This window comes from Kribbella sp. NPDC023855 (assembly GCF_040639475.1).
GTDB lineage: Bacteria > Actinomycetota > Actinomycetes > Propionibacteriales > Kribbellaceae > Kribbella.
Map to the genome: position 1 here is coordinate 270,355 of NZ_JBFAAA010000007.1, position 18,693 is coordinate 289,047.

The 18,693-nt window shown below is 68.2% G+C and carries 18 protein-coding genes; 5 read left to right on the forward strand and 13 right to left on the reverse strand.

Annotation, left to right across the window (positions count from 1 at the left end):
• Nucleotides 1-2: 2 nt before the first annotated feature.
• The gene (locus tag AB0F51_RS25255; protein WP_360283972.1) at nucleotides 3-4,835 is read right to left on the reverse strand and encodes a DUF2961 domain-containing protein; all 4,833 of its coding nucleotides are present in this window, start codon (nucleotides 4,833-4,835) and stop codon (nucleotides 3-5) included.
• Nucleotides 4,836-5,011: 176 nt separating this feature from the next.
• On the opposite strand from AB0F51_RS25255, the gene gndA reads away from it, so the two are divergent.
• From gndA to AB0F51_RS25270, 3 genes are all read left to right on the forward strand, one after another.
• Nucleotides 5,012-6,451 (forward strand): NADP-dependent phosphogluconate dehydrogenase, encoded by a 1,440-nt coding sequence (gene gndA, locus AB0F51_RS25260; RefSeq protein WP_360283974.1) that lies wholly within the window; start codon nucleotides 5,012-5,014, stop codon nucleotides 6,449-6,451.
• A gap of 111 nt (nucleotides 6,452-6,562) precedes the next feature.
• Nucleotides 6,563-7,072 carry a DUF6319 family protein gene (locus tag AB0F51_RS25265; RefSeq protein WP_360283976.1) on the forward strand — a complete coding sequence of 170 codons (510 nt, stop codon included), beginning with the start codon at nucleotides 6,563-6,565 and terminating at the stop codon, nucleotides 7,070-7,072.
• A gap of 339 nt (nucleotides 7,073-7,411) precedes the next feature.
• Nucleotides 7,412-7,948, forward strand: a complete 537-nt coding sequence (locus AB0F51_RS25270) for a DUF6817 domain-containing protein (protein WP_360283978.1) — start codon at nucleotides 7,412-7,414, stop codon at nucleotides 7,946-7,948.
• 8 nt (nucleotides 7,949-7,956) lie between these two features.
• Here AB0F51_RS25270 and AB0F51_RS25275 read toward each other — a convergent pair whose 3' ends face one another.
• On the reverse strand, nucleotides 7,957-8,319 hold the full coding sequence (locus AB0F51_RS25275) for a hypothetical protein (protein ID WP_360283980.1): 363 nt from the start codon (nucleotides 8,317-8,319) through the stop codon (nucleotides 7,957-7,959).
• A gap of 99 nt (nucleotides 8,320-8,418) precedes the next feature.
• Here AB0F51_RS25275 and AB0F51_RS25280 point away from each other — a divergent pair, with 99 nt between their 5' ends.
• Nucleotides 8,419-8,832, forward strand: coding sequence for a hypothetical protein (locus tag AB0F51_RS25280; RefSeq protein ID WP_360283982.1), 414 nt, complete (start codon nucleotides 8,419-8,421; stop codon nucleotides 8,830-8,832).
• A 90-nt stretch (nucleotides 8,833-8,922) separates the two neighbouring features.
• Here AB0F51_RS25280 and AB0F51_RS25285 read toward each other — a convergent pair whose 3' ends face one another.
• From AB0F51_RS25285 to AB0F51_RS25325, 9 genes are all read right to left on the reverse strand, one after another.
• Complete coding sequence (locus tag AB0F51_RS25285) at nucleotides 8,923-9,645, reverse strand: PIG-L deacetylase family protein (protein WP_360283984.1); 723 nt, start codon at nucleotides 9,643-9,645, stop codon at nucleotides 8,923-8,925.
• Between the two features lie 49 nt (nucleotides 9,646-9,694).
• Nucleotides 9,695-10,996, reverse strand: coding sequence for a D-arabinono-1,4-lactone oxidase (locus tag AB0F51_RS25290; RefSeq protein ID WP_360283987.1), 1,302 nt, complete (start codon nucleotides 10,994-10,996; stop codon nucleotides 9,695-9,697).
• A complete protein-coding gene (locus AB0F51_RS25295; RefSeq protein ID WP_360283989.1) occupies nucleotides 10,993-12,147 on the reverse strand; it encodes an amino acid deaminase/aldolase in 1,155 nt (384 codons plus the stop codon). Before AB0F51_RS25295 ends, AB0F51_RS25290 begins: the two co-directional genes overlap by 4 nt.
• Before the next feature lie 43 nt (nucleotides 12,148-12,190).
• Nucleotides 12,191-12,931, reverse strand: coding sequence for a hypothetical protein (locus AB0F51_RS25300; RefSeq protein ID WP_360283991.1), 741 nt, complete (start codon nucleotides 12,929-12,931; stop codon nucleotides 12,191-12,193).
• A gap of 17 nt (nucleotides 12,932-12,948) precedes the next feature.
• The gene (locus AB0F51_RS25305) at nucleotides 12,949-14,301 is read right to left on the reverse strand and encodes a M15 family metallopeptidase (protein ID WP_360283993.1); all 1,353 of its coding nucleotides are present in this window, start codon (nucleotides 14,299-14,301) and stop codon (nucleotides 12,949-12,951) included.
• Between the two features lie 103 nt (nucleotides 14,302-14,404).
• On the reverse strand, nucleotides 14,405-15,511 hold the full coding sequence (dapC, locus tag AB0F51_RS25310) for a succinyldiaminopimelate transaminase (RefSeq protein WP_360283995.1): 1,107 nt from the start codon (nucleotides 15,509-15,511) through the stop codon (nucleotides 14,405-14,407).
• Nucleotides 15,508-16,374, reverse strand: a complete 867-nt coding sequence (locus tag AB0F51_RS25315) for an alpha/beta fold hydrolase (protein ID WP_360283997.1) — start codon at nucleotides 16,372-16,374, stop codon at nucleotides 15,508-15,510. The genes dapC and AB0F51_RS25315 overlap by 4 nt, the downstream gene beginning before the upstream one ends.
• 94 nt (nucleotides 16,375-16,468) lie before the next feature.
• A complete protein-coding gene (locus tag AB0F51_RS25320; protein ID WP_360283999.1) occupies nucleotides 16,469-17,065 on the reverse strand; it encodes a TetR/AcrR family transcriptional regulator in 597 nt (198 codons plus the stop codon).
• Between the two features lie 30 nt (nucleotides 17,066-17,095).
• Entirely contained in the window at nucleotides 17,096-17,584 is a 489-nt protein-coding gene (locus AB0F51_RS25325) for a MarR family transcriptional regulator (protein ID WP_360284001.1), read from the reverse strand.
• 99 nt (nucleotides 17,585-17,683) lie between these two features.
• Between AB0F51_RS25325 and AB0F51_RS25330 the strand changes: the two genes are divergently transcribed.
• A complete protein-coding gene (locus AB0F51_RS25330; protein ID WP_360284003.1) occupies nucleotides 17,684-18,061 on the forward strand; it encodes a DoxX family protein in 378 nt (125 codons plus the stop codon).
• 22 nt (nucleotides 18,062-18,083) lie between these two features.
• Here AB0F51_RS25330 and AB0F51_RS25335 read toward each other — a convergent pair whose 3' ends face one another.
• Together AB0F51_RS25335 and AB0F51_RS25340 are read right to left on the reverse strand one after the other, a co-directional pair.
• The gene (locus AB0F51_RS25335; RefSeq protein WP_360284107.1) at nucleotides 18,084-18,404 is read right to left on the reverse strand and encodes a co-chaperone GroES; all 321 of its coding nucleotides are present in this window, start codon (nucleotides 18,402-18,404) and stop codon (nucleotides 18,084-18,086) included.
• A gap of 14 nt (nucleotides 18,405-18,418) precedes the next feature.
• The gene (locus AB0F51_RS25340) at nucleotides 18,419-18,682 is read right to left on the reverse strand and encodes a DUF3618 domain-containing protein (RefSeq protein ID WP_360284005.1); all 264 of its coding nucleotides are present in this window, start codon (nucleotides 18,680-18,682) and stop codon (nucleotides 18,419-18,421) included.
• Nucleotides 18,683-18,693: the final 11 nt, after the last annotated feature.

The window sequence follows — 18,693 nt, forward strand, 5'->3', positions numbered from 1 at the left end:
CCTTACGACATGCCGGCCGCCAGGTTGTCGGCGAAGGTGGTGTCTTTCTCGGTCGCGGAGAAACCGAAACGCCAGGTGCCCCCGTTGTAGGTGCCCGGCTGCCACGCGCGACCGCCCGGTTGCCAGAGCGGCTGCCACGCGACGGCCGCGTTCTGCGGGTCGTACCAGTGGTTGTCCGCGGCCCACGCCGAGCCTTGCCGGTACGCCGACACCACGCTCAGCCCCGGACTGGTCGCCATCGACCATTTGGGCAGTCCGGGATAGTCGCCGTTGCGGTTGAACCCGCTGGGATCGCCCTGGTCGGCGAGCCCGGAGTCGACGTTGAAGGAGACCTCCCACAAGGGCGCGGACGGCGTCTGGTTGACGTTCCAGCGCAGGCTGGTGTCGAAGGTCTTCGGACCGAACGCAAACGACCAGTCCGCGGTGATCGGCTCGTCCCCGAGCGGGATGCCCTTGAGGTCGAGCTTCCCGTCCGCCGCCTCCACCTGAGCCGCCGCACCGGTGAGGTCGGTCGCACCGAAGTTGCCCACGCCGAGATAAGGCGCGGTCGCCCGGGACGACGAGTCCAGCGCCGGCCTGTACTGCGCTTTGCCCGCTGGGTCGACGTCCAGCGCTGTCAACACCGCCCGCGGCGTGGTCTGCACAGTCGCCCGGTAGTACTTCGTGCTGGCCACCATTCCCTTGGTCACCTGGGTCTTCGCGAAGTCCAGCGACGCGATGAACAACCCACCCTTGCCCCAGCCGGCGCCGGTGACGTACCAGTCGGTCCCGTCCTGGACAACCTCCGCCGCGTGGGACGAGATCGTGCCGACCCACTGGTCGATCGTGAAGTGCAGCGGATCCTTGCTCTTGTAGACCTTCGTCGACTCGTAGCCGCCGTCGCAACAGACGAACAGATACCAGTCCGTACCGCGCTGGACCACGAACGGCGACTCGGTCGGTCCACCGAAGGTGCCCGTCGCGGGGTGCTGGAACGCGGTCTTCCGCGCGCTCCAGTGCAGCAGGTCGGCACTGGTGCGGTAGGCAACGATGTGGTTGCCGCCGCTCGGCGTCGAGTTGGCCGTGTAGTACATGACCCACTGGTCGCCGACCTTGACCACCATCGGATCGCGCCCGTCGAACCCGTCCGTGAACAGCGGATTCGCCGGGCTCCTGGTCCAGTGCACGAGATCGGTCGACGTCGCCAACGACATCCGGTACGCCGTGTGGTCGGCGGTCCCGCCTGCGTAGAACATGTAGTAGACGCCTTGGTCGTAGATGACGTGCGGTGCCCAGATGTGGCTCTCGCCGGCCGCCGGGTCAGCCACCAGCGCGGCTGGCTGTTTCGTCCACGGGCCGGTTGGTGACGGCGCGGTGGCGTGCCCGAAGCTCTTCTCGTCGAGCGGATTGGCCGGTTCGGCGTGCGTGATGGCGTAGACGTGCCAGGTCCCGGTCTTGCGATCCTGGATCAGCGTGTGGTCGTTGTAGTACCACGGGCTGGACTCGCCGACACTCGGGTCGTACACGTTGACGAACTTGCCCGCGGCCACCACCGTGTCGGTCTTGGTGAAGGGTTCGCTGTTGATCACCGAGAGCTCCAGATCGAGCAGGTCGAGACCTGCCAGATAGCCGGTCGCCGCATGGTTCTTGCCGATCACCGCGACCGTCAGCTGATGCTTGCCTGCCGCAAGGGTTCTGGTGCCGAGGTCAACGTTCTGGGTGACCACACCACTCGCGACGTAGCCGTCGAAGTCAGCCACCTTCACGCCGTCGATGCTGAGCGCAACGATGCCGTAGTCGGCGGCCTTGGTAAGCACGGCGGAAAGGCTGTAGGTGCCCGTCGTCGGGACCGTGAACGGCAGCACCGCTTGATCGCCCGACTTCGCGCCGTGGATCCACAGTTGCGCACCACCCGACCAGTTCACTCCACAGCAGTTGCCCTGCACATCGACAGGCACCGTCGCGGAGACGACCGGCAGCATCGATTCGCCTTCGATCCGGAGCGTGCTCCCGGACGTCGCCTGCACCGGCGCGGACTTGACGCCCACGTTGCCGGCCAAGTCGACACCCGCCACGCGGTAGGTCCAGGTCTCCTGCAACCCGAGTCCCTTGTGCACGAACCCTGGCACCCGGCTCGTACCGATCAGCTTCTCGGCAGCGCCCTTCTTCGCCGCGTAGACGTCGTACCTCGCGATGCCGCTGTCATCCGTCGGCTCCTGCCAGCTGAGCGCGATCGCGTTGTCGGCCCGGCTCACCGCGGTCAGGCCCTGCACTTGGGCGGGGGCGCGACGATCGGAGTACGGGATGACGGAGGACTGGATCACATAGCCGGCTGCGGTCCACGAAGTGGTCGGCCTGAGTTCGATCTGCAGGCTGCGCTTCCCGAAGGTGATTGCTGCGGGCAACTGGTAGTTGTCGTCCAGCCAGCGCTGCCGGTCGTTGCCCAAGGCCTGCGACCAGGTCCCCACTTCCTTGCCATCGACAAATACCTTGGCGGTTTGCCCGGCCACCTTCTGGTCACTGGTACGCCGCAAGGTGACGCCGCGGTTGACCGGGTCAATCTTTGCGGTGAAGCGGATCGGCGTGGTCGAGGACCTGACCTGGTCGGTCAGCACGATGTCGTCGTGATCGCCCTCGTAGACGCTGGTCAGGTCGGCCTGGGTCGCCGCGCCGTCGTCGAACTGGTGCTCCGTTCGGCTCTGCGCCGAGCCGGTGTCGAGTCGGTCGGTCTCGCGGGCGCCGAACTGCGGTGCGGAGTACAGGAAGGCGGTCGAGCCGTAGATCGCCGGGTGATCGTTCTGCTGGCCGTGTTCGATGCCGAACGTAAGTTGGTTCTGGTAGCCGATCGAGTCGGTGATGTGCAGGCGGAACGCGCTGTCGCATTCGTACTTGCACGCGCCCGCCTGGACCTCGTGGCCCGAGTTGCCGTGGAAGGGCGTGGAGTAGGTGCCCTGGTTGAAGTACCACCCGGACTCGTAGTAGTCCTCGGTGCCGGTGCCGTAGATCGCCGGGGTGCGCTCGCCGTCGACGTACACGCGCTCGTCGCCTTCGAGGTAGCCGCGGGTGTTGCCGTCCGGCTGCAGACCTTCCATGGTGTGCGAGACACCGACGAACTTGCCGCGACCGGTGGTGTCCGCGATCAGCCAGTCGCTGCCCATCACCGGCTCGGCGCGATGCGACAGCGCGGTGAAGTACCCGCTCTTGCCGGTCACGAGATCGGCGGCCACCTTGGCATCCCGCGCTGAGGTCACCTCGGCCTGCCCACCGGACAGCTTGTACTGCGAGGTGTTGACCAGCGTGACGGTGGCGCGGGCGAGGTACGGCATCGGCCACCAGGCGGAGTACCAGCCGTTCGGGTCCATCGCGAAGAAGAGGGAACGGACGTCGTTCTCCCCCAGTCCGGAGCCGAAGAACTCACCGAGCGGTGCATCGACGCGCTTCTTGCCGTCCACGGTGACCTGCACCCGTACGCCGGACAGCAGCGCGTCGGAGGGCTTCACGCGTTCGGCATCGGCCGGCGTGGCGGCGTACGGCATCGAGTGCGAGCCCTCCCAGCGCTGGTTCGTGATCGAGTAGCCGTGAGCCTGCTCGTCGGCCACATGCTGCGGTCCAAGGTCGAGCGTGTCGGTGCGCTTCGCTGTGCTGTTTCCTGGGCCGCCGACCATCGAGTCGGCCCAGTATGTGAACTCGTTGAAGTCGAGATCGGACGACACGAACTCGTTGCGGATCTCCACCTGCGACTTGCCCGCCGTGACACTGGCCGGCAACTCGACGACCTGGTCGGCCCACTGCGCGCCCTTGGCCGGCAGCGGTGCCCACTCACCCGCCTGGACGCCGTCGACGAACACCTTCGCGCGTTGGTTGCCGATCCGCAGGTCTAGCCGGCGGGTCAACTTGACGCTGGTGTTGGCCGGGTCGACCTTCATCGTGAACTTGCTTCCGCCGATGAACGCGCGGCCGTCGTCGGTGACGCTCTTCAGTTCCAGGCCGACGAGCTGCGGGAGCTTCAGCCGGAGCGCGCTGAGCTCACCCGGACCGTGGACGTCCCCGAGCGTGAGTTGCTTGCCGGGGGCAAGCTCCACCGGGGTCTGGGTGGTCTTCGCGCCGGGCTCGGTGGGCTTGGGATCCTTCGTGCCGGATGCCTTGAGCAGGGCGACGACATCCGCTGCCTTGTCGGCCGGGTCGAAGGTCTTCACGCCGGCCGCGTCCGGGAACTCGCGGTAGCCGACGTGGTAGAAGTACGGGTTGTTCTGGACGGTCACCCGCATGGACTTCTGGTACGGCATCGGGACGCGGAGGTAGACGCCGCCGCTGGTCTCCAGCGCGTTGGCGACGAGCGGGTAGACGAACGGCGAGCCAAGCTTGCCGTCGACAACGTCCTGCAGGCTCGCGTTCAGCACCAACTTCCCGTCCAGCTCGACGGTGATGGTGCCGGTCTTGCGGACGTCGCCCTCGTCGCGGGTGAACCAGATCGTGGCGATCTCGCCGGGGCCGTCGTCCTCGGCGAGAACGCAGCCGGCGGGAGTGGTCCGGAGGCAGGAGTAGGTGCCGTCGAAGCCGTCGTTGTTGGAGCCGTCGCGGCCGAAGCTGGAGAACTGCTTGGTGCGGACGCCGGTCTGGAGCTCGGGGAGCCGATCGAGTTGCCGGTAGACGTCCCAGCCCACTGGGCCGTTGCTGCCCGCGAGAGCGGACGTAGTACCGGAGGCCTGTACTGCGGGCGCGGGCGCCGCGGCTGGTACTGCGGCTGCCGCGGCTGGCGGCGCCAGGGCCGGCGCGGCCGAGGCATGCGCGGCGGTGGGGACGGCCAGAACTGCGCCGAGGAGAACCGCGACGACAGGTCGCAGCGATCTGGTCATGGGCGGACCTCACGATCTGGGAAATCGATTTCTCAGATGTCTACCATCGCTTCGCGGTCTTTGAGAAGGGTTCGGAACCGTCTACTTGCTGAGACCCCGATCGACGGCAGGGTTGCTCCGGGCAGGAGACTGGTCTCGCACTCGGACGTCCAGCACTCACCCGCAGGAGATAGCCAATGAGTTCTGCTCCAGCCCAGATCGCCGTCACCGGACTCGCGGTGATGGGCCGCAACCTGGCCCGGAACCTGGCGCGCAACGGTTTCCGCGTCGCCGTCCACAACCGGTCCAAGGGCCGCACCGACGCGCTGATCCAGGAGTTCGGCCACGAGGGTGAGTTCACCCCTGCCGACGACCTCCCCGCGCTGGTCGCCGCACTGGAGCAGCCGCGCAAGATCATCATCATGGTCAAGGCCGGCGAGCCCACCGACGCAGTGATCGACGAACTGGTGCCGCTGCTCGACGAGGGCGACATCGTCGTCGACGCCGGCAACGCGCACTTCGCCGACACCCGCCGGCGCGAGGACGCCCTGAAGGCCAAGGGCCTGCACTTCGTCGGCGCCGGCGTCTCCGGCGGCGAGGAGGGCGCGCTGAACGGCCCGAGCATCATGCCGGGCGGCTCGCCGCAGTCGTACGCCGCACTCGAGCCGATGCTGACCAAGATCGCCGCCCAGGTCGGCGGCCAGGCCTGTTGCGTCCACGTCGGCCCGGACGGCGCCGGCCACTTCGTCAAGATGCTGCACAACGGCATCGAGTACGCCGACATGCAGCTGATCGCCGAGGCGTACGACCTGCTGCGCAGTGTGCTCGGGCTCAGTGCGACCGAGATCGCCGACGTGTTCCGCGAGTGGAACAGCGGCGACCTGGAGTCGTTCCTGATCGAGATCACCGCCGAGGTGCTGTCGCAGGTCGACGAGTCGACCGGCGGGCCGTTCGTGGACGTCGTACTGGACCAGGCCGAGCAGAAGGGCACTGGGCGCTGGACCGTTCAGGTCGCGCTGGACCTGGGCATTCCGGTCAGCGGGATGGCGGAAGCCGTCTTCGCGCGGTCGCTGTCGGGCGATGTCGTACGGCGTTCCGCAGCGGCCGGAGTACTGGCTGGGCCTTCCGATGCCAAGGTCGATGTGGATCGGGACGCGTTCATCGAGGATGTCCGGCACGCGCTGTACTCGTCGAAGCTGGTCGCGTATGCGCAGGGGTTCGACGCGATCCGGGCGGCTTCGGACCAGTACGGCTGGGACATCGACCTCGGTGCGATGGCGACCATCTGGCGGGGCGGATGCATCATCCGGGCGCGCTTCCTGGACCGCATCAAGGAGGCGTACGACCGGGACGCCTCGCTGCCGTCGCTGCTGGTCGACGACTACTTCAAGGAGGCCGTCGTCAGCGGGCAGGATGCTTGGCGTCGCGTGGTCGCGACGGCAGCCACGGCCGGCGTACCGGCTCCTGGCTTCTCCGCTGCTTTGTCGTACTACGACGGGTTGCGGGCGGAGCGGCTGCCGGCGGCGCTGATCCAGGGGCTGCGGGATCTCTTCGGGGCGCACACGTACCGGCGGGTCGATCGCGAGGGTGCGTTCCACCTGGACTGGTCGGGTGACCGCAAGGAGCAGTCCGCCTGATCTCTGCGGCAGAAGGGGGAATTGGCGCTGGGGTCGAACGTGTGTTCTAATACACTCTCAGCGCCAGCCCGCTTCGGCGGGGACATGTCACCCAGGGAGATCGCCGCAACGATGACTGTAGACACTTTTGCAGCAGAAGCTCAGACCGACGCCGCCGACACTCCCGATGCGGTGATCGACTCTCCGGCCGCGACCGCTGAAGCTTCCCCGTCAGTGATCGACACGCCGGCGGCCGATGCTGTTTCCGACGCCGACGTTGCGTCGGATGCCGACGCTGCGGCGGTTGCCGACGCTCCCGTCGTGGCGGAGAAGCCGAAGAAGGCCCCGGCCAAGAAGGCGGCGCCGAAGAAGACCAAGACCCTCGAGCTGACGCTGACCGTCACCGGCACCGCCGACGGCGAGTGGAAGGCAGAGCTCAAGCAGGGCAACAGCTACATCGCAAAGAACCTGCTGGTGGCCGCAGCCGCCGTCTCCCGCGCCGCCAAGGAACTCCACGAGGACCTGTCCGGCCCGATCGACGAGGTCATCGACGCAGCCCGCGAACAGCAGGCCGCCAAGGTAGCCGCCCTCGAAGCCGAACTCGAAGCAGCCCGCAAGGCCCTCGCCGAACTCGACGACTAGTTCTCACCACCCGCCGGTCTCGCCACCGACGGCCCGCCCCACCCACCGACCCGTCGGCCCCATCACCCGGCGGGTCGCTGGCTTCCCAGCACCCCGCAGAACACAGCTGCCAGCACTCACACCCCCAACCACCCGCCCCTCGGAACCCCTCGCAGTAACCGGCAGGAGCCGGCGGCGGGTGCCGCAGGAGGTGGGTGCTGGTGGTCGCCGTACTCGGGTGGGTGGTTGTGTGACGGAATCGGCACGCCGGTGTTGTGGGCGGAGGGGGTGGGGGCGTCGTACCTTGTTTTCCTGGGCCGGTCCCGTTGGGCCCTGACCGCTCCGAACCGAAGGGGTCAGATGAGCACCTTCCAAGATCTGGGATCATTGCTGCTCGTCCGCGGTGCCGATGAGCTGGAGCATGCCGGTGGCACGTTGTACGTGCACCTGCATCGGGTCGCCAAGCGGCTACGTGATCTAGGCGCGTCCGAGACGCTGGTGCTCGCCGGGCTCGCGCACGCGGCGTACGGGACGGACGGGTTCCCAACGCATCTGTTCGACTGGCAGGAGGAACGGCCGGTTCTCGAAGCCGTCATTGGTCCCGAGGCGGAGCTGCTCGTCTACCGCTACGGCTCCTGCGACCGCGAGACCACCTGGCGCGATCTGGCCGAGCACAGCACCGTCACCGACCGGTTCACCGGTACGTCGGAGGAGCTGACGTCGGCCGAGTTGCGTGACTTCGTCGACCTCTCCATCGTCAACGAGCTCGACGTCCTCGACCATGCCCCGGACCTCAAGCCCAAGCTGCACGCGTTCCTCCAGGAACAGATCCCACGCTGGCAGTCCCTCGCCTCCCCCGCGGTGCTGGCCGACGCCAACCGCGCCCTAGCCCTCTAAAACACGCATCAGCTCCGGTCGAAGCTCCGCATCGTCGTCAGGAAGAGAGCCAGCAACGTTGCGGCGACAGTCGCCGCAACGCAAAGCCACAGCGGAAGCGTCGTCAGCAACGTGGTCCCAGCAAAGGTCAGCGGCGCAACATAGCTTCCGGCCAACCGAGGGTGCTGCCTGATCCAGCGCAGTACGGCGGGAATCGGCATGCCGACCGGCGCCAGCAGAACGGCCGCGCCCAACGCCACCTTCCAGCCGCGTTGCTCGATCAGAAGCGCTCCGACCAGCAGCCAGCAGAGCGGACCGAAGACGAGCAACCACCAGGGCGGCTGCCACGGATCACCGTCGGCCGCGTGCGGGACGGTCTCGTCGTCCGTCACGCCCCTCGCCTCCTCCCCCGGCCGGGCCCGACCCTTCGAGTTTGGCACCCGCGCGCCGGTTTCCTGGAAAAGAGGTCGCCCCCGACGCATGATCGGTACATGGCCCGCTACGAAGTGATCGCCCGCGCCCAGCTCGACCAGCGCCAGTCCACCTCCGACTACTTCACCATGGCCAACCTGTCCGGTCGCCTCGACAAGGGCATGCACCTGCGGCGGATCGAGGAGCTGCCCGACGGCCGGGTCGCTCTCGTCCTGCAGCACAAGTTCAGCCCGCGGAAGCAGGACGAGGCGGCGCTGATGGCGAACCGGTCGCTCGCTCAGCTCGGCATCCCGGCCGCCCAGGTCTTCCAGGTCGACCTGCTCCGGCTGTCCCGCAAGGGGCGCACCTTGGTCCGCTCCTGGGTCGGCCCTGGCAACCCGCCCGGCCCCGATTCGAGCGGGGATCGTGAACCCCGCAACCCGCTGCCCGCTCCGCCTCACCTGAAAGCCTCACTCGAACTCCCCACCGACTGATCACACCCGCGCCCGTGCCCACCCCCGCAGTACGCCGGAGGTGGGCACAGCCGCACCCGCCGGACGGGGCAGGTCGCGGAGTTCAGCGGATCAGGGCGTGAACACCTCGAAAGGCGCCGCGTACGTCGTGCCGAGGCGGCTGCCCGCGGCGCGGCCCATCCCTTCGAGGAACTCGGCCGGGTCGAAGTCCGGCCAGTTCAGCCCTTCGATGTAAGCCTTGTGCGCCCGCAGTGACTCGACCCCCACCTCGAAGGTGTCGGTCGTGTCCACAGCGTGCCTGCCGTTGGGCGACCCGGCCATCCAGACCTGCCGTACGCCGTTCCAGCGCTCGCCTTCCTCGGGGAAGATCCACCGGTTCGCGGCGTCCCGGACGGCGTCGAGGGTGGCCTTGCCGGTGCTGATGTGGTCGGCCTGGTTCAGCACGACGTCGCCGTCCCAGGTGTCGCGGAAGTTGTTCGTGATCACGATCTCCGGCTGGTGCCGCCGAATCACCCCGGTGATCAGCCGGCGCAGCGCGACGCCGTACTCGATCGTGCCGTCGGGCTGGCCGAGGAACTCCACGGAAGAGACGCCGACGATCCGGGCGGACTCGACCTGCTCGGCCTCGCGCAGCGGGCCGCTCTCGGCCGGTGGGATGCCGTCGATCCCGGCCTCGCCCGAGGTGAGCAGGACGTAGACGACCTCCTTGCCCTGTCCGGTCCAGCGCGCGACCGCGGCGGCGCAGCCGAACTCCAGATCGTCAGGATGCGCGACCACCGCGAGGGCCTTGGTCCAGTCCTCGGGCAGTGCTTCGAGCGGCTCCGGTGCAGTCATGAAGGAAGGCTACGACGCGACGGCCCGGGCCGACACCTTTTCCCCGGTACTACGCGTCGAACACCTGCCGGGTGTAGGGATTGGCGAAGGCGCGCCGCGGGTCAAGCCGGTCACGAACCGCGAGGAAGTCGTCGAACCGCGGATACCGCTCGCGCAAGTCGTCCGCGCCGAGCGTGTGCAGCTTGCCCCAGTGCGGCCGGCCCCCGAACGCTTTCACGATCTGCTCGAACGCATCGAAGTACTTAGTGTGCGAAAGCCGGTGGTACTGGTGAATCGCCACATACCCGGTGTCTCGCCCGTACGCCGTCGACAGCCAGATGTCGTCGGCAGCAGCAACCCGTACTTCGATCGGGAACGGCAACCGCTCCCCCGACCGGTCGATCCACGCGCGCAACTGCCGCACGACCTCGACCACGTGCTCGCGCGGTACGGCGTACTCCGACTCCCGGAACACCACGTTGCGCTCGGCACAGAAGACCTTGTACGACGCGTCGACGTACTCGCGGGCCGACAGCGCCCGAGACGCGAGCTGGTTGATCCGCGGCACCAGCCCCGGTCGCCGGGCCGAGAGCCGGTTGGTCAGCTCGAAGACGCGGTTCGACAGCAGTTCGTCGTCGACCCACCCGCGGATCCGGCCGACCGGCGACGCCCCGACGCCCGCGGCGACCCGGTTGTTTCGCTTGGTCAGCGCGACCTCGGTGTGCGGGAACCAGTAGAACTCGAAATGATCGTTGCCATCAGCAAATGAATCGAAGCCGTCCAGGACGTCGGCCAGCGGCAGCGGCATCTCCTGGGCACGGAGCAGGAAGGCCGGCACGGTCTGCAGGGTGAGCCCGGTGATCACGCCGAGCGCGCCGACCGAGACGCGGGCGGCGGCGAAGACGTCCGGGTTCTCCTCGGCCGAACAGTTCAGCACCGAGCCGTCGGCGGTGACCAGCTCCAGCCCGACCACCTGGGTGGCGAGCCCACCCAGTTTCGCGCCGGTGCCATGGGTGCCGGTCGAGATCGCGCCGGAGATCGTCTGCTTGTCGATGTCACCGAGGTTGGCCATCGCGAGGTCGAAAGCGGCGAGGCCGGCGTTCAGCTTGGCCAGCCCGGTCCCGGCGCCGAGCGTCACCTTGCCGGAGGTCTGGTCGGCGCTGGTGATCGAGGACAGACCGTCCAGCCGGATCATCACCTGCTCAGGCACCGAGCAGCCGGTGAACGAGTGGCCGGACCCGACCGCCTTGAGCTGCTTCCCCTGCTCCGCCGCCGTCTTGACCATCGCGGCAACCTCGTCGACAGACGACGGCCGGACGATCTCCACGCCGGTCGCCGACTCGGTACCGGCCCAGTTCCGCCAGGTGCTCATCCGAAGTTCTTCCCCTCACCCCGATACGTCACGAGCCCGGTCAGCTCGTTCCCGTCGATCGCGTGCAGCACGTCGAATCGTTCCAGCATCTCGCCCGCCTTGGCGTATCGCATCCAGACCCGGTCGCCGATCCGAAGGCCGCGCGCTTCCTCACCGGCGACAGGGGTCTGCACCTCGCCCGCGCCTTCGGTGCCGAGCAGCTTCAGCCCGAGCGGCCAGCTCGGCGACGGGAGGCGGGACTTCTTCGCCGGGCCGGAGGCGACGTAGCCGCCGCCGAAGAGGGTCGCGATCCGCGGCGACGGGCGGCGTACCACGCCGAGCGCGTAGGCGACCGCATGCTCCGGCTGGAAGACGTCGTACTTGTCGAAAAGGGTCGGGCCGTAGAGCCCGGAGCCGGCGGTGACCTCGGTGACGGCCGGATCGGCGCTGCTGACCTCGATGCTGCCGGTACCGCCGGAGTTCACGAGTCGCAGCGGCGCGACCTGCTTCACGGCGTCCACGACCAGCCCGCGACGATCGGAAAGCTCGTTGGCCGACAGCCGCTTGACCAGCCGGACGGCGGGCGAGGTGTCCGGGAGCCCGGCGATCTGCGCCTCGTAGAACATCACGCCGACCAGCTCGAAAGCGTCGTCCGCGGCGACCCGGCGGGCCAGCTCGATCACCTGCTCAGGCGTCCGCAGCGGCGACCGGCGTACGCCGAGGTGCTGGCCGAAGATCCGCAGCGACGCGTCCACGTCCAGGCAGACCCGGATCCGTTCACCGCCACCGGTGGCCGACTTGATGAAGGCGAGGTGCTCGAAATGGTCGATCATCAGCGTGATCCGCGACGCCAGCGCCGCGTCGCCGGCCAGCTCCTTCAGCGCCGCCCGGTGCACGGTCGGGTAGCCCATCAGGATGTCGTCGACGCCGTCGCGGGCCAGCCAAATCGCCTCGGGCAGCGAGTAGCTCATCACCCCGTGGAACCCCGGCCGCTCGATCGCGGCCCGGATCAGCGCCCGGCACCGCACCGACTTCGACGCCACCCGGATCGGCGTACCGGCGGCGCGGCGGACCAGATCGTCCGCGTTGCGCCGGAACGCGGCCAGGTCGACCACCGCGTACGGCGGCTCCAGCTCAGCCGTCAGTCGCGCGTACCTGTCGAAGTCACCCATGTCCGGAGTTTAGAGCGGATGAAAACTGAAAGGTAGTACATCTTTACGGCGAATCGATCACAGCCTGCAGTTCCGGTACGACGCTCCGCGCCCACTCTGCCTGCGTGTCCGGCTTGCCGCTCGCCTGGGCCAGTAAGGCCACGGTAGAGCCCTTCAGGGCGGAAAGCTCCACAAAAGCCTCCGCGCCGACGTAGGAACGTACCGACGCGGCCGCCTCCTTCCCGGACCAGAGCTGCTTCACCTGGAGCTCACCCTTGTCGCCACAGGCAGCCATGCGCGCCTGGTAGCCGGTGTAGTACCCCGAGGCTTGGTCTGCGTCGGCGAAGCGCAGTACGAGCACAGTGGCCGGCTTGTTGGCGGCTGTGCGGTAGGAGCCTTGCAGTGCGTGCTTCGGGACCGGGAGCGAGCTGGTCGGCAGGGGGTTGCCGCAGCCGACCGGCAACGCCTCGAAGGCCGCCTGGTGCGCCTTCCGGCTGCGCGTCCAGGTCTCGTTGCCCAGGAAGCCCTCCTCGGCGCCGCCCGGCTCCGTGTAGGTCTTCCAGCCTGCCCCCAGCTTGGCAGGAGCCGGCAGGTTCTTGGACGACACAGGTCCCGCTGCGGCAGGTGGCGGCGCTGTTGCTTCCTCCGGTAGCTCTGGAGGCTGAGCAGCATCGGTCGGGTCGACTGTGCTCAAGGTGTTCGTCGGGATGGGAGCAGTGCCCGACGTCGGGGTGGGAGTCGGCGTCGGCGTAGTACTGGCTGCTGGACTCGCGCTGCACCCAGCTACAAGTCCAGCAACAGCCACTGCCGTCAGTACGGCCCTCACTTCGGCTGGAAGTGCTGGTAGTCGGGCTTACGCCAGCCGGCGCCCCAGAAGTACCCCGCGTTGCGCAGGGCCCGAGTCGGCGTACTGGTGCTGAACAGCATGCCCGGCCGGACGACACTGCGGTTGCGGTAGGCCAGGCCGTTCGACGGGTACCAGACGTTGTTCGCCGCGAGGTACGGATTCTCCACGGTGTTGATGTCGATCGCCCAGCCGTACGAGTGCGGGGACAGCGCGTAGGGGTTGCCGGTCACCTGGCGGCAGTTGAAGACGGACGTGTTGTCGGCGGCCATCGCCTTGATGTCGCTGCCCCCGAAGTAGTCGACCCGCTGCATCCGCCGGATCGGGAACTTCGCGTTGAAGCTCGCGGTCCAGACGGCGATCATCTTCGACACGGCCGCGTCGCGGACGACGAGTTCACCGCGGTGCACGAGACCGTCGAATCCCCAGTAGTTCAAGGTGATGTAGCGCAGCTGCGACGGCTTCACCGGACAGCCGGGCCGGTAGGTCTTGTTGATCGACGGCGCCGAGATGTAGGAGACCTTGGCGTTGACGAGCGCCTTGATCGTGATCACGGCGTACGCCGAGGCCTCGAACGCGGCGGCCGGGGTCTCGAGCGTGACTACCCGCACGGTCTTGGTGGCCGGCAGGTTGTCCGGCACCGGTACTGCGAACGTCCCGTTCGGCGCGGTCCACGCGCTCGTCAGTGTGCGCCACCTGCCATTGGCCCGGTCCTGCAGCCCGATCAGCTTCTTCACCGGCTCGGGCGGGGTCAGCTTCCCCGTCATCCGGACGCCGCTCAGGACGGTGTACGACGCGGCCGGCTTGGTCATCACCAGCGTGCGGTTGAGCACCGAGACGGTCCGGTCCGGGGTGTTGCCGACGGCGCTCGGGAACACCCCGCCGATGATGACGCGGAAGGTCGCGGCACCGGGGTTCGGCGCGACGTAGGTGAACTTGTAAGCCCCGTTGGTGACCGTCCGGGTCTTGGCGCGCATGACCCAGCCGGACGACAGCTTCTCCCACAGGCTCAGATGCGAGCCCACCAGGCCGGTCTCGAGCCGGCCCGTGAAGGTGATCGGGCGGTCCTCCCAGGTCGCGGCCGGCTGGTTCAGCGTGATCGGCAACTGCTCCGCGGTGACCGTCGGCGGCGTGCTGGGCGTCGTCGTGGTCGGCGACGTCGGAGTCGGCGTTGGTGTCGGGTCCGGCGTCGTCGGCGGCGGTGTGGTGGTGACCACCGGCGGCGTCGTCGTCGGATCCTCGGCCGCCGGTGCCGCGGTCGCGGGCACCGCACTCAGGCCGATGAGCAGTGCCGCCACGACAGCGGCCGGTCCAAAGGCACGAATGTTCACGGCCCAGTCCTCCCCAGAAAGGGAGAGCCACCCCAGCTCTCCTCACACCCACTTAAGAGGGCTTGTACCTAGGAAGACGTCACACCCAAACCAAAAAGTTCGGCTACTCGTGCAATCTTTTCGCGGCGGCGTCGATTCGCTCGTCGGTACCGGTCAGGGCGACCCGCACATGCCGATCACCCGCAGTGCCGTAGAAGGCACCGGGAGCGACGAGAATGCCTCGATCCGCCAGCGCTGCAACGGATTCATAGGCGTCGTACGCCGGGTGGCTCGCCCAGAGGTAGAGGCCTCCCTGCGACAGGGTGATCTCCCAGCCGGCGACGGTCAGCGCGTCTCGCAGTACGGTCCGGCGGCGGATGTAGCGGGCGCGTTGCTCGTCCACATGCGTGTCATCGGCGAAGGCTGCGGCCATCGCGGCCTGGATCGGCGACGGCACCATCAGGCCCGCGTGCTTGCGAACCGCCAGCAGTTCGGCGACCACTGCTTCGTCACCAGCGACGAAGCCGGCGCGGTAGCCGGCCAGGTTCGACCGCTTGGACAGCGAGTGCACCGCGAGCAGGTTGTCGAAGCTGCCGCCGCACACGTCCGGGTGCAGCACGGACACCGGCGTCGAGTCCCAGCCGAACTCCGCGTAGCACTCGTCGCTCACGAGCAGCACGTCGTTTGCCCGGGCCCACTCGACCGCGGTCCGCAGCTCGTCGGGCGAGGTGATCTGGCCGGACGGGTTGCGCGGCGAGTTGAGATAGGCGAGCCGCGCCGGACCGTCGTACTGCGTGGGGTCGGCGACCGGGACGCTGGTCGCCCGGGCCAGCGCGGCGCCGGCCTCGTACGTCGGGTAGGCGAGGTCGGGGATCAGCACGGTGTCGCCGGCGCCGATCCCGAGCAGCGTCGGCAGCAGCATGATCAGCTCCTTGGTGCCGATCACCGGGAGCAGACCGGCCTGCGGATCGACCCCGGGCACCTCCAGCCGGCGTGCCAGCCAGTCGACGGCGGCCTGGCGCGCGACCGACGTACCGAGCGTCGTCGGGTACGCCGGTGCGTCGGCCGCGTCCGCCAGTGCCTTCTTCACCAGGTCGGGCACCGGGTCGACCGGACTGCCGATCGACAGGTCGACGATGCCGTCGGGATGCGCGGCCGCCTTCTGCTTGAAGGGAGCGAGCTTGTCCCAGGGAAAGTCGGGCAGACGGCTGGAGGTGGGGGTGAAGGTCACCCGTGCATTGTCTCCTGCACGACCTTGCCCGGCTCACCTACCGCCCGATCTGTGGATAAGAACGCGGTTGCGCCGGTGACGACCGCGGGATCCCGGAGGATCCGGTTGTGGCCGAGGTCATCGGTGAGCTCGAGCCGAGCCCCCGGCCAGACGTCGACGACCTTCGCACTGCCTTCGGCGGAGGTCTCGCGGTCGGACCGGTCGTGGAACACCAGCAACTGGGGCAGTTCCCGCTCCTCGGCCAGACCGTCGATCAGCGGCGCCACGGCAAAGCTGTCCAGCGAACCGAACCTGCGGGTGAACCGGCGCAGGAACTGCTCGCGGGTCCGCGGCCCGAAGCCGAAGTACGCCTCGTACTGCGCCAGCCCGTCGCGGAAGTCTGTCGCGGTCGCGAGGAACACCATCCGGCGTGCGCTGAACCCGTCCCGCAAAGCCAGCGCCACCGCAGTCGCACCCATCGAATGCGCCACCACCCCGTACGCCGGTCCGTAGGCGGCGACCACGGCGCGGAAGGCATCCCTCATCTCCAGCAGCGTGGCTCGCTTCGGCCCTTCCCTGCCAGGCTCGGAGTCGCCGTGGCTCGGTGCGTCGAACGTGACGACGCGGAAGCCGGCATCCAGCAGTGGCGGGACGAAGGAGGCCAGCTGGAGCCCCCAACCACCCCAGCCGTGGACGAGGTACACCGTCGGACCGTCGCCCCAGGTGCTCCCGCGGATCGTTCCATCCTCGAAGGGCAGCTCGATGGCGGTCGCCTCGGGCAGTTCGACCCGGAGCCGACGGGCCTTCGCCGACACCTCCGGCAGCCGGAACCAGATCGAGTCCAGCAACCGTCCACCGGCCGCGGGCGCGACCCGTTCGAACAACTGGAACAGTTTCCGGATTCTCTCAGTCCGACCGTTCGTGCTTTTTTCTGCCGCCATTGCTACTCCTCACAGGGGAAGTCTTCACAGGGGAAAGTCAGATCTTGGCCGCTTGGAGCAGGCCCTCGAACGCCACCCAGGCCCGCTTCTCGGCCTCCGGGTCACCCAGCAAGCGCCCGGCCAGGTGGTGCGACATCAGCACGCCGCGGATGTCGAACGCATACTGCTCCGGGTCCGCGTCGGGGCGGAACTGCCCCTCGGTGATCCCGGTCCGGAACACGGTGGCGATCGTGTCGATGTAGTCCCGCTCGATCTGGACCAACTTGGCCCGCACCGGACCCGGCGGAGCATCGTCCAGCTCCGCCGCGACACTGGTGAAAAAGCACCCGCCGGGCAACGCGAGATCGCCGTTGCCCCAGCGCAGTTTGCGGTCGAACAACTCGCGCAACCGCGGCTCGCCGCGCGGCATCTTCAGGGCCGGCCGGACCACCCGCTCGGCGAACAGTTCACCGGCGTAGTCGATCACCGCGACCTGCAGCTGCTCCTTGGACCGGAAATGACCGAACAAGCCGCTCTTCGACAGACCGGTCTTGTCGGCGAGCAGTCCGATGGTGAGACCGTTCAGCCCGACCAGACTGACCTGACGGGCAGCCTCGTCCAGTACGGCGGCTCGCGTTTCCTCACCCTTGCTCACAGGATCAATAAAAGCACGACCGTTCACCTGTCAGCAAGGGCGGCCCGGATCGACCTTGCGGTGGACCTGGTCGCCGATGGCCTTGAGCTGCCTGAGTTGCTCAGGCGTGAGCACGTCGATCACGTACTCACGAACCGTGGCGACATGCCCCGGCGCGGCGGCGACGAGCTGCTCGTACCCGGCGTCGGTGAGCTCGGCGACGGTGATCCGGCCATCCTCCGCGTCCGGCCGCCGTACGACGAAACCGCGCTTCTCCAGCCGCTTCACCACATGCGACAGCCGCGACAGCGAGCCGTTGGCGAAGCCGGCCAGGTCGCTCATCCGCCGGGCGTGGTCCGGCGTCTCGGACAGCCCGGCCATCACGACGTACTCGAAATGCGTCAGTCCCGAGTCGCGCTGCAGCTGGTAGTCGAGGACGCCGGGCAACTTGAACAGCATCGCGGCCAGCGCCATCCAGGCCTCGAGCTCCTCCGGCGTGAGCCAGCGCGTCCCCTCGGCTTCTGCACTGTCCCCCGTCATGCCGCCCAGTCTAACCGATTAGTTGACGCTTCAAGTCATTGCGGCTACCTTCGAGGTTGACACATCAACTCAACACCTTTTCGAGAGCGGATCACCACTGTGAACGTGTTTCTCTGGATCGTCGCCGGCGTCCTGGCGGCCTTCTTCCTCGCCGCCGGCCTGACCAAGCTGAGTCAGTCCAAGGCCAAGCTCGGCGAGAACCCGCAGATGGCCTGGAGCAAGGACTTCTCCGCAGGCACCATCAAGCTGATCGGCGCCGCCGAGGTGCTGGGCGCGCTCGGGCTGATCCTGCCGGGCATCTTCGACATCGCGCCGGTTCTGGTCCCGCTGGCCGCGGTCGGGCTGGCGCTCATCATGCTCGGCGCGATCGTCACCCACGGGCGCCGCAAGGAGTTCCAGCAGATCGTCATCAACACCGTTGTGCTGATCCTGGCCCTGGTGGTCGCGATCTTCCGCTTCGGGCCGAACGCGTTCTGACGGCGGCGCGCAGTACTGCGAACTACAGGTAGAGGCCGGTCTGGCCGTCCTCGAGCCGGGGAGCGGCGACGGCGTGCAGGTCACGCTCGCGCAGCAGGACGTAGTCGTCGCCGCGGACCTCGACCTCGGCCCGGTCCTCGGGGTCGAACAGCACCCGGTCGCCGATCTCGACGGTCCGGACGTTGGCGCCGATCGCGACCACCTTCGCCCAGGCCAGCCGACGGCCCATCTGGGCGGTCGCGGGGATCAGGATGCCGGCCGACGACTTGCGCTCGCCCTCTTGCTCGAGTGACACCAGGACCCGGTCGTGCAGCATCCGGATCGGCAGCTTGTCGTCGGCCATGCGCTTGCGAGAGGTCACCGGCGACCCACCAGCTGCCGGATCATCACCAGCATGCCGACTACACCCACGGCCGCGGCGCCGACGGCGACCAGCTTCTGGGTGCGCAGCTGACCGCGCTCGTCGAACACCTGCGCCTTGGCCTGTTCGACCTGCCGCTTGGCGACGTTCTTCGGGTGGGCCCGGTCGACCAGCTCGTCGACGGTCGAGGCCAGTCGCGCACGGGTGGCGGCGATGTCCGCCTCGATCTGCTCGGTGGTCCGAGCCTGCGTGTCCGACACCAGGGCTCCCT

Coding starts and splice junctions, on each gene's coding strand:
- AB0F51_RS25270 (WP_360283978.1), top strand. CDS start 7,412: ATGAGCACCTTCCAAGATCTGGGATCATTGCTGCTCGTCCGCGGTGCC.
- AB0F51_RS25290 (WP_360283987.1), bottom strand. CDS start 10,996: ATGAGCACCTGGCGGAACTGGGCCGGTACCGAGTCGGCGACCGGCGTG.
- AB0F51_RS25255 (WP_360283972.1), bottom strand. CDS start 4,835: ATGACCAGATCGCTGCGACCTGTCGTCGCGGTTCTCCTCGGCGCAGTT.
- AB0F51_RS25280 (WP_360283982.1), top strand. CDS start 8,419: ATGGCCCGCTACGAAGTGATCGCCCGCGCCCAGCTCGACCAGCGCCAG.
- AB0F51_RS25285 (WP_360283984.1), bottom strand. CDS start 9,645: ATGACTGCACCGGAGCCGCTCGAAGCACTGCCCGAGGACTGGACCAAG.
- AB0F51_RS25335 (WP_360284107.1), bottom strand. CDS start 18,404: ATGGCCGACGACAAGCTGCCGATCCGGATGCTGCACGACCGGGTCCTG.
- AB0F51_RS25295 (WP_360283989.1), bottom strand. CDS start 12,147: ATGGGTGACTTCGACAGGTACGCGCGACTGACGGCTGAGCTGGAGCCG.
- AB0F51_RS25265 (WP_360283976.1), top strand. CDS start 6,563: ATGACTGTAGACACTTTTGCAGCAGAAGCTCAGACCGACGCCGCCGAC.
- gndA (WP_360283974.1), top strand. CDS start 5,012: ATGAGTTCTGCTCCAGCCCAGATCGCCGTCACCGGACTCGCGGTGATG.
- AB0F51_RS25325 (WP_360284001.1), bottom strand. CDS start 17,584: ATGACGGGGGACAGTGCAGAAGCCGAGGGGACGCGCTGGCTCACGCCG.